At 54.3% G+C, this 2136-nt stretch carries 2 protein-coding genes; one reads left to right on the top strand and one right to left on the bottom strand.

Annotated features, from left to right (window positions below; all coding sequences use genetic code 11):
• Positions 1-939, bottom strand: a 939-nt coding sequence (locus ACEW8P_RS07920) for an exo-beta-N-acetylmuramidase NamZ domain-containing protein (protein ID WP_373512552.1), incomplete at its 3' end; no start/stop codon positions are given.
• A 60-nt stretch (positions 940-999) separates the two neighbouring features.
• On the opposite strand from ACEW8P_RS07920, the gene ACEW8P_RS07915 reads away from it, so the two are divergent.
• The coding region (locus ACEW8P_RS07915) for an ABC transporter permease (RefSeq protein ID WP_373512551.1) at positions 1000-2136 on the top strand (1137 nt) is incomplete at its 3' end.

Genomic DNA, 2136 nt, shown 5'->3' with positions numbered 1-2136 from the left:
GTTGGGCGGATTCTGCGCGCCGGGCTTGTCCACTGGTGTGAACTCATAGGGGCCATACACCTTATTGGGTGCGCCGATGACCTGAAACTGCGTGTCGGTACCCCGACCAACGCTCACGATGGTGGGTTCAAAAAGGCAGATCGACGGATACAGCCGGATGGATTGCAGATTGGGCAGGTTGGGCGAAGGCTTCACGGGTAGTTCATAGACCATGCGGTGGTTGTAGCCCGTGCAAGGTATCACCGTGAGGTCGCAGCTTTTTTTGCCTTCCAGCCAGCCTTCGCCGTTGATCATCAGGGCTAGTTCAGCGGAAGTGAGCCCGTGGACGACGGGAACGGGATTCATTCCCACGAACGATTTAAATTTTGGATCAAGCACGGGGCCGTCCACATAGTTGCCGTTGGGATTGGGTCGGTCGAGGACGAGGCAAGGCTTGCCGTTTTCGGCGCAGGCTTCCAGCACGTAGTGCATGGTGCTGGGGTACGTATAATAACGTACGCCGACGTCCTGAATGTCGAAAATCATTACGTCAATATCTTTTAACTGCTCCACCGAGGGCTTTTTGTTTTTGCCATAAAGCGACACGATAGGCAGTCCGGTTTTGGCGTCCTTGCCGTCTTTGATCGTGGCGCCAGCATCGGCCTGCCCGCGGAAACCGTGTTCGGGCGCGAAAATGGTCTGGATATTCACGCCCAAAGCCAGGAGACTATCGGCCAGGTGGGTGCCGTTGGAGAACAGCGTCGTGTGGTTCACGACCAGCCCGACGCGCTTGCCCGTGAGCAATGGCAGGTACTCGCCCGTGCGGTCGATGCCCAGTCTCAGGTCATCGGTTTTGTTTTTCTGACTTACAGTTTTGTTAGATGTGTTGGTGTCATTTTGGCGAGAATCGGCGCAGGTACTTAGCATGAATGCCAGCAGCACGGAAAGAACATAGTTCATCGGAAAGGTTTTTCGTTAGATTTGCAAATTACGACATAAACCCAAAAACTACCGCCCGCCTTGCGCTTTCCCGCTTTCATTGCCGACCGCATCCGCCACAATGCCGTGGGTACTTTCTCGGCCACGGTCACGCGCATCGGTATCGCGAGCATCGCCATTAGTACCGCCGTGGGGATTCTGGCCTTTGCGGTACTATTTGGGTTCAAGGACGTCATTCAAGAAAAGGTTTTTCTGTTTGGAGCGCACCTGCGGGTCAATTCTTTGACGCTCAACAACAGCTACGAAGAAGCCCCGATGCCCCGCAAAACGGCGCTTTCGGAGGACCTCTCATCCATGCCCGAAGTAGCGCACTGGCAAGCCGTGGCCCACAAGTCGGGCATCCTGAAAACGCCCGACGAATTGAAAGGCGTCGTGCTGAAAGGCGTCGGCCCCGATTACGACTGGAAGCTGTTTGAGCAGAGCCTGGTAGAAGGCCGTCTGATTCAATTCCCTGATAGCGGCTACGCGCAGGAGATTATCCTGAGCCAAAAAATTGCCCGCCAACTCCGTCTCAAATCGGGCGACGATGTGCTGATGTACTTCCTGCAAGATCCGCCCCGTGCCCGCAAACTGAACGTCGTCGGCATTTATGAAACGGATATGGAAGAGTTTGACAATTCGCTGATTGTGGGCGATTTGGCCCTGATCCAGCGGCTTAACGACTGGGGGCCGGACACGGTGGGTACATACGAGATTTACCTCAAAGACTTCTCTCAAATCGACGCCTCGGCGGAGAAGATCTTCAACTACATGGACCCGGATATGTTCCTGCAAAAAGTCACGGAAACCTTCCGGCCCGTTTTCGACTGGCTGCTGATGCTGGATCGCAACACGGCGGTGTTCATGACGCTGATCCTGTTCGTGGCAAGCTTCAATATGATTTCGATTTTGCTGGTGATGATCATGGAGCGCACGCCGCTGGTCGGTTTGCTCAAAACCCTCGGCAGTCCCGATCGGCAGATTCGTGCCATTTTTGTGCGCGTCGGGGTGTACATTGTTCTGCGCGGACTACTCATCGGCAACTTCGCGGGACTGTTTCTGGCGTGGCTGCAGTGGCAGTTTCACCTTATTCCACTCGATCAAGTGAATTATTTTATGGATACCGTTCCGATCGTCTTCGATTGGTGGACAGTGTTGCTTATCAATCTTTTGACTTTG

Origin of the sequence: Persicitalea sp. (genome assembly GCF_041751555.1) — a bacterium.
Taxonomy (GTDB): Bacteria; Bacteroidota; Bacteroidia; order Cytophagales; family Spirosomataceae; genus Persicitalea.
This window is presented reverse-complemented; position numbering and strand designations above follow the sequence as displayed.